The 7,345-nt window shown below is 71.7% G+C and carries 6 protein-coding genes; 3 read left to right on the top strand and 3 right to left on the bottom strand.

Features of this window, described 5'->3' with window-relative positions:
* The 3 genes from VF665_RS16930 to VF665_RS16920 all read left to right on the top strand — a co-directional run.
* Positions 1–408 (top strand): hypothetical protein (locus VF665_RS16930; protein WP_331054626.1); only part of this gene is annotated, 408 nt, incomplete at its 5' end.
* A gap of 67 nt (positions 409–475) precedes the next feature.
* Positions 476–835, top strand: a complete 360-nt coding sequence (locus VF665_RS16925) for a hypothetical protein (protein WP_331054625.1) — start codon at positions 476–478, stop codon at positions 833–835.
* Entirely contained in the window at positions 835–1,209 is a 375-nt protein-coding gene (locus VF665_RS16920; protein WP_331054624.1) for a hypothetical protein, read from the top strand. The genes VF665_RS16925 and VF665_RS16920 overlap by 1 nt, the downstream gene beginning before the upstream one ends.
* 180 nt (positions 1,210–1,389) lie before the next feature.
* Here the strand turns inward: VF665_RS16920 and VF665_RS16915 are convergent, their stop codons facing one another.
* The 3 genes from VF665_RS16915 to VF665_RS16905 form a co-directional block, all read right to left on the bottom strand.
* Entirely contained in the window at positions 1,390–1,968 is a 579-nt protein-coding gene (locus VF665_RS16915; protein ID WP_331054623.1) for a hypothetical protein, read from the bottom strand.
* 137 nt (positions 1,969–2,105) lie between these two features.
* Positions 2,106–4,583, bottom strand: a complete 2,478-nt coding sequence (locus VF665_RS16910; protein ID WP_331054622.1) for a PBP1A family penicillin-binding protein — start codon at positions 4,581–4,583, stop codon at positions 2,106–2,108.
* 24 nt (positions 4,584–4,607) lie between these two features.
* Positions 4,608–6,812: a PBP1A family penicillin-binding protein gene (locus VF665_RS16905; protein WP_331054621.1), complete on the bottom strand. Its 2,205-nt coding sequence runs from the start codon at positions 6,810–6,812 to the stop codon at positions 4,608–4,610.
* Between the last annotated feature and the right edge of the window lie 533 nt (positions 6,813–7,345).

The following is a 7,345-nucleotide window of genomic DNA, read 5'->3' as shown; positions in this document are numbered from 1 at the left end:
CCCGAGCTCCGTCCCCGTGTGCTGGAGCCCGGCTACGCGGATGCGGTGCGCAGCGTCTCACTCCGCCGCCGCGCCGAAGCGCGCGGGGAGCCCGGGACCGCGCTCACCGGCGGCCGGCTGCTCGTCTTCTGCCCGGACGCGGAACTGTCCGACGGCGCCGCGGAGGTGCAATCCGGCGGATACTTCGACGTGTGCAACACCCCGCCGTGGGACACCTGGGTCGCCCTGGTCACCGATCTCGCCCAGCACAGCAGCCGTCAGGTGCAGCTCATTTCCTGGGTGCCGGACCTCTTCATCGCCAACGTTCAGGCCGGGATCGAGGTGAACCCGGAGGAATGCATCTTCTGGCTCGATGAGTCGGATGTCCGGTTCGCGCGGTTGATTGAAGCGGCTCGCGCGCGCGGATGATGGCGCTCCCGGCCGGTTCCGTGCATCGGACGAGCGGTCTTCGGTGGATTCTGGATCAGGAGGCGGGATGAAGCGCAGCACTCGGCCGGCTCTGATCGTCATCGCCCTGCTGCTGCTGGGCGGATGCGCGTACTGGTACGATCCCGCCGCGGCGCCGCGGCAGCCGCTGAGCGAGCAGCAGCACCAGGTGCGCATCACCCGGCGCGACAGCAGCACCGTGGTGCTCTCGCGGGCCGTTTTCCATGCGGATTCGGTGAGCGGCATCGCGGGCAACCGGCGCGTCGCCGTGGCCGTCTCCGACATCACGTACGTGCAGTACCGCCGCCCGGGAAAGGTGCCCACGCAGGGCGTCACCGGCGTCGCGGTGCTGTTCGGCCTGCTCGTTGGCGTGTTTTCCGCGCTCGTCCTCCTTTTCCCCTCCGAGTGATGCGCCTGCGTACAATCATCGCCGCCGCGGGCGCGCTCGCGCTGGGGGCCTGCGCACCCGCGATCCATCGCCCGCCCGCGGAGCAGATCCTGGTTTACCGCGGCCGCGACGTGGAGGTCACGCTGCGCGACGGACGGCGGGTGGAGCTCGTGAATCCGCAGGTGACGGCCGACAGCGCGTTCGGCGCGTGGACGCCCGGCGCCAATCCGCCGTCGCGCGTGGCCGTCGCCCTGGCGGACGTGGTCGCGGTCCGCGTCACCTCGCCCTCCGCCATGCAGCGCGAGGTCGCCCGCGAGGCCCGCCGCACCGCCCTGTGGGTGCTCGTTGCGCCGGTTCTGCTGCTCGGCCTCCTCGTCTTCGGCCCGCCGTCGTAAGCATCAGCGCTCCGGGCATCTCCACGCGTCCAAACACCGCACCCGCTGGATCGGGACGATCCGCCTGATCGCGTCGTTCTGATTCCCTGCGGTGCGCCATCGTTGGCGGAAAAACAGAAGCTCCCCGGGGACGCGGTGTCCCGGGGAGCTTCCGTATTTTGCGATCCGCACGCCCGCGGACTACTCGCGCTGGGCGGGGCTGAGCGTGGCTTCCAGCAGGCGGCGCAGGTCCGTGCCGCGCGCCAGCAGGCTTTCCGTCATGGGCTCGATGGCGATCATCTGCCGCCGCAGAAGCTCCTCGTACGCGCGCACCTGCCGCCGCACGGCGTCCTGCCGCAGCACGCTCTGCTCCACGTTGATGAAGCGCGCCTGGATCTGCGCCATCTCCCGGTCCAGCGACCGCAGCGCCTGCACGTCGCTCTGCCGGCGCGCCGTCTGCACCTCGGCGGGAATGCGCTCCGCCCGCGCGGCCAGCGTGCGCAGCTCCGGGTCCGTCTCGTCCATGCCGGCCTTGATGGCGCGCATGAGCGCGTCGCGGCGGGCGCGCAGGGCCGGGTTCTGCAGCGCGGCCTCGTGCACGCGCTGCAGCCGCACGCTGATGCGCTGCAGCTCGGTGTACCACCCGCGCGCCGCCTCCCCGGCCGACGCCGACGGCGCCGCGGGGACCGGCACCGCGGCGGACATGGGCCGCACCTGAGAGTACGCGGGAAAAGCGACAAGGCAGGCGGCCAGCGCGGCCGCCCGTACGGAACCCACCACGTCCACTCCGTTGCTGTTGCGCCGGACCCGTTCCGGCAGAGAGCGCCGCGGCCCCCAGCGGGCCGCGGCGCTCGTGTACAACCCCGCAGCATGCCGGGAGTTTCACTATCCCCGTACTGCGCCCCCGCTTGGCGTGCTCAGCGGCGCCCCGCCCCCGTGCTGTCCGGCGGCGTCACCGGCGTTCCCAGCACACGCGGCTCGTTCCGCGGCTCCGCGGGCGCGGGCTCCACGGCGGGCTCCGGCGTGGGCTCCGGAGGCCGGGCCGGCTCCCGCGTACGCGGCGGGGGCGTCTCGCGCCGCGGGCGCGAGGGCGGCGGCGGCGCGGGGGCCGGGTACGAGGGATAGGACGGCGTCGTCCGCGGCGCGGGCGCCGGGTTCTCCACGCTCCCCGGCAGCGGCGCCGTGAGCGTATCGCCGCGGCGGCGACGCTCCTCCAGTTCCGGGAACACGATCCCTCGCTCGCGCAGGTCGCCCAGCCCCACCGTGTCGGGGTTGTAGCTCCGGGGCGTGTAGTCCGGGTACGGATCGGTGCTGTACGCGCCCGTCTCCTCGTCCATCCACGCCGTGTCCATCGCCATCCCGGCGTACTGCCCCGCGTCGCACATGCCCGGCGCCGGCGCGGAGCCCACGAAGTACTCCGTGTACGTGGGCCCCTTGGCCGGGCAGCCCGCCTGCACGGGAATGCCCGTGGCGCGGTCCACCGTTTCCGCGGCCACGCCCCTCGGCGGCGCCCAGGCCGCGGGCGCGCGGCGGTTGCGGTACACGCGCGACATGATGCGCCCCCACACCGGCGCCGCGATGGTGCCGCCGCTCGCGCCCGGAACGATGGTCTGCGGCTTGTCCATGCCGAACCACACGGCGCCCACCAGGTCCGGCGTGTACCCCACGAACCAGATGTCGGTGGCGCCGTTGGTGGTTCCCGTTTTTCCCGCCGCGGCGCCGCGGAACCCCGCGCCGCGCACCGGCGTTCCCGTTCCCCGGTCCACCACGTCGCGCAGCATGCTGGTAAGCACGAAGGCCGCCGCGGGCTCAATGACGCGGGCGCTGCGCGGCTCGGCCCGGTACAGCACCTCGCCCTCCGTGTCCTCCACCCGCTCGATGACGTACGGCGTGGGCACCGAGCCGCCGTTGGCGAACGCCGCGTAGGCGCCCACGAGCTCGATGGGGCGCACCTCCGACGACCCCAGCGCCGTGGACGGGTTGCTGCCGATCGGCGTGCGGATCCCCATCTCCCGCGCCGTCTGGATCACCGCGCCCATCCCCACCTGCTGCGCCAGCTGCACCGTCACCGTGTTCTTGGAGCGGGTGAGGGCGTCGCGCACGGTGATGGGGCCGTCGTAGCGCCCCGTGTAGTTCTTGGGCTGCCAGGGGCGGCCGCCGGCGATCTGAATGGTGACCGGGGCGTCGTTGAAGCGCGTGGTGGGCTGCACGCTCTGCTCCAGCCCCGTGAGGTACACGAACGGCTTGAAGGCCGAGCCGGGCTGCCGCAGCCCCTGGTACACGCGGTCGAACTGGCTGTCTTCGTAGTCGCGCCCGCCCACCAGCGCGCGCACGGCGCCCGTCTCCGCCTCCATCACCACGGCGAAGCCCTGCAGGTAGGTGGTGACCCCCTCCTCCTGCTCACCCTTGGCTTCCGGGTAGGTGGGATGACGATAGGACCCGAACTGCCCGGCCTCGATGGCGTCGGCCTGGCGGGCCACCTCTTCCTCCGATGCCTTCTGCGCCACCGGGTCCAGCGTGGTGTAGACCTTGAGCCCGGACCCGCGCAGCTCCGGCCCCACCAGGTCTTCCAGCTCGCGCCGCACCCGCTCCTGAAAGTACGAGCCCTGCTGCCCCGCGGCCTTCCTGCGCCGCGCCACCCGCACGGGCGTGTCGGTCGCTTCCCGCGCGTCCGCTTCGGTAATGAACCCCGACTTGGCCATTTCGCGCAGCACCAGGTTGCGGCGCGTGCGGGCGGCCTGGCGGTTTTCGCGCGGGTTGATGCGGGAGGGGGACTGCGGAAGGCCGCCGATGAGCGCGGCCTCGGCCAGCGTAAGGTCGTGCGCCGGCTTGCCGAAGTAGGTCTGCGCCGCCGCGTCCACGCCGTAGGCGCCCTCACCCAGGTAGATGTGGTTGAGGTACAGCTCCATGATCTTGTCTTTGCTGAAGGCGCGCTCGATCTGCCGCGCCACCCGCACCTCCAGGATCTTTCGCCGGAACGACCGCTCGCGGTAGTTGAGCTGGTTGGGAAAGAGGTTGCGGGCCAGTTGCATGGTGATGGTGCTGCCGCCCTCCTCCACCCCGCCCGCCTTGACGTTGCGGAACAGCGCGCCCATGAAGCGCTTCCAGTCAACCCCGCCGTGGCTGTAGAAACGGCGGTCCTCCACCGCGAGGACCGCCTTGGGCAGGTAGTCGGGAAGGGAGTCCAGCGGCACCACGTGGCGGCTTCCGCCGGCCAGGGTGCCCATGGACTTCCCCCTGCTGTCAAAGAGCTGCGTGCCCTCCGACTGGTACTTGTTCAGGTCGCTCACCGGAGCGCAGCCCCCCATGCCGCAGGGGGCGAACCAGAGCCAGGCAAAGGCCCCCAGGCCCAGCGCGACGAAGATCCCGAAGGCAATCAGCAGCTTGCGTCGCATGGTCTCCCGGATGGGGCAGGGAGCTCAGGGCTTCTTGGCGCCCTCCGCTCCCGGGGTTACGAAGTCTTCCGGCCGGGGCACGCGGGCCTGGCCGGGGAACACGGGACGTCCCGGAAGCTCGGGCGTGGGATCCACGAAGATCATGGGCGCGGTCTCGCGCACGGGGCAGCCCACCTCGGGCAGGTGCCGCGCGGAGAACAGGTCCTCGGTGCCACCGCCGCACCCGGCGCTCAGCACCATGCGCCCGGAAAAGCGCCGCTCCACCACGTCCGAGGGGCGCGGCCACGCCGCCGGGGGCTTCCGGTTTGCGTACGCGGTACGCATAACCCGCGCCCACACCGGCACCGCCATGGTGCCGCCCGTGGCCCCGCTCATGATGGTGTGCGGGTTGTCGAACCCCACCCACACGCCGGCCAGCAGGTCCGGCGTGTACCCCACGAACCAGATGTCGGCAGCGTCGTTGGTGGTCCCCGTCTTTCCCGCCGCGGGGACGTCGTACGAGAGCCCCGTGGCGTCGTCGCGGGCCAGCGTTCCGGTGCCGCGGTCCACCACCTCGCGCAGCATGTCCGTCATGATCCACGCGATGCCGGGGTCCATGGCGCGGCGCGGCGGCGGCGCTGGCTCCCACAGCACGCGCCCCCGGTGGTCGTCCACGCGCTGCACGTAGCGCGGCTCCACCCGCCATCCGCCGTTGCCGAACGCGGCGTAGGCGGCGATCAGGTCGACGGGGTACACCGCGGCGCTGCCGATGTAGACGGATGGATAGCCGGGGATGCGCGAGCGGATCCCCGTGCGCGCCACCAGGTCGCGCACCTTGGCGATCCCCGTCTCGCGCCCCAGGCGGATGGTGGCCAGGTTGCGCGAGTTGCGCAGCGCGGACCGCAGCGACGTCCATCCCCCGTACGTGCCGTCGTAGTTCTTGGGGCTCCACACCTCGGAACCCACGCTGATGCTCAGCGGGCCGTCGCTCACTCCGGACAGCGGCGAGCGCCCGTTCTCCAGCGCGGCGGCGTACACAAAGGGCTTGAACGACGAGCCCGGCTGCCGCTGCGCCTGCGTGGCGCGGTTGAACTGCGACTGCCGGAAGTCGCGGCCGCCCACCATGGCGCGAATGAGCCCCGAGCGGGGGTCCATCACCACCACCAGCCCCTGCAGGTAGGGGGTGTGCGTCACCGCCTGCCCCGGCTTGAGCCCCGCCGTGAAGCGCGCGTAGGTGGGGCCGCCGAACCCGCCGTACTCGCCGCCTTCGATGCGCTGCAGCTGCTGCTCCAGCCCGCGCTCCGCCTCGGCCTGCAGCACCGGGTCAATGCCGGTGTGAATGCGCAGCCCGCCCGTGTACAGAAGCTCGCCGAACTGGTCTTCCAGCTCGCGGCGCACCGTTTCCACGAAGTACGGAGCCTTGAAGGCGCCGCCCGGGGGCGAAAGGGCCAGCGGGGTGCGCTTGCCTTCTTCCATCTGCGCGGCGGTGATGAGGCCCGCGTCGGCCATGGCCTCCAGCACGCGGTTGCGGCGGCGCTCGCTGCGTTCCGGGTGCTGGCGGGGATTGTACGCCGTGGGCGCCTGGGGAAGGCCGGCCAGGGTGGCGGCTTCCAGGTAGTTGAGCTCGCGGGCGGACTTGCCGAAGTAGGTGCGCGCGGCGGCCTCTACCCCGTAGGCGCCGGCGCCCAGGTAGATGTGGTTGAGGTACAGCTCCAGGATGCGGCGCTTCTCAAAGCGGCGCTCCATCTGCATGGCCAGCTTGATTTCGGCCACCTTGCGGCGGACGCTCTTTTCGTTGGCCGGCAGCTGCTGGGGGAACAGGTTGCGGGCCAGCTGCATGCTGATGGTGCTGCCGCCGGGGCCGCCCCAGCCGCGGATCACGTTGTCGCGCACCGCGGCCACCATGCGGCGCAGGTCCACGCCCTCGTGCTCAAAAAAGCGCCGGTCCTCGATCGCCACGAACGACATGTAGACGATCCGGGGGAGTGAGTCGATGTCCACCAGGGTGCGGCGCTCGCGGTAGAACTGGCCCAGCACGCCGCCGCGCGCGTCCAGTACCAGGCTGGCCTGGCGCGGGGCAAAGCTGGCTACGTGCTCGGCGTTGGGGCAGGTGCCGGCGCAGGCGCGGGTCCACGCCGCCGTCAGGCCGCCGGTGCCGCACGCGGCCAGCCCCAGCGCGCCCAGCCCGATCACCAGCTTGCGCTCGGCCGGGTTGCCCCAGGCGCCGCGCAGGCGGGCCCACGCGCTCATCGTACGTTCCTTCCACAGCCCCGGGGCCGCGTATTTCTTCCACTCAGTCGCCACCGCTCGTCCACCGTGCGGGTAAGTCGTTCCGGTTCAACGCGGATATAGATTATCGGTCCGGGGCGGGGCGGGGAAGTGCATTCGCGTTCTACACGGAGTCGTGGCGCGGCGGGCTGTGCTGAACTGCCGTTTCACACACAGGTCACGGCGGGCTGCACGGAGGATACGGACGGGACGGCGCACGGGCAGGCACCGGTGGATGGCGGCGGGCTGCGTGTCGGACGGGGGGAGAGGGAGGCGGCTTGCCTTCGCCTGGGCGGAGGTCAGGGTGCAGATCCACGCGGCTGGACCCCTTCCTTCGACTCACCTCGGCATCAGGAGGACATGAAAGCAATCCGCGGGTCTGTTTTCGCCGCGCTTCTGGCTCGCTCGCCTGCACCCCGGTAATCCATTCGAAGCGAGCCGAGAGTCTTGCTTGCACGGAAGGGTGCGGAAGTTCCGAGGACGATGGCCTGCATGCCGGAAGCCCCGACCTGGAC

Origin of the sequence: Longimicrobium sp., from assembly GCF_036387355.1 — a bacterium.
Taxonomy (GTDB): domain Bacteria; phylum Gemmatimonadota; class Gemmatimonadetes; order Longimicrobiales; family Longimicrobiaceae; genus Longimicrobium.
This window is presented reverse-complemented; position numbering and strand designations above follow the sequence as displayed.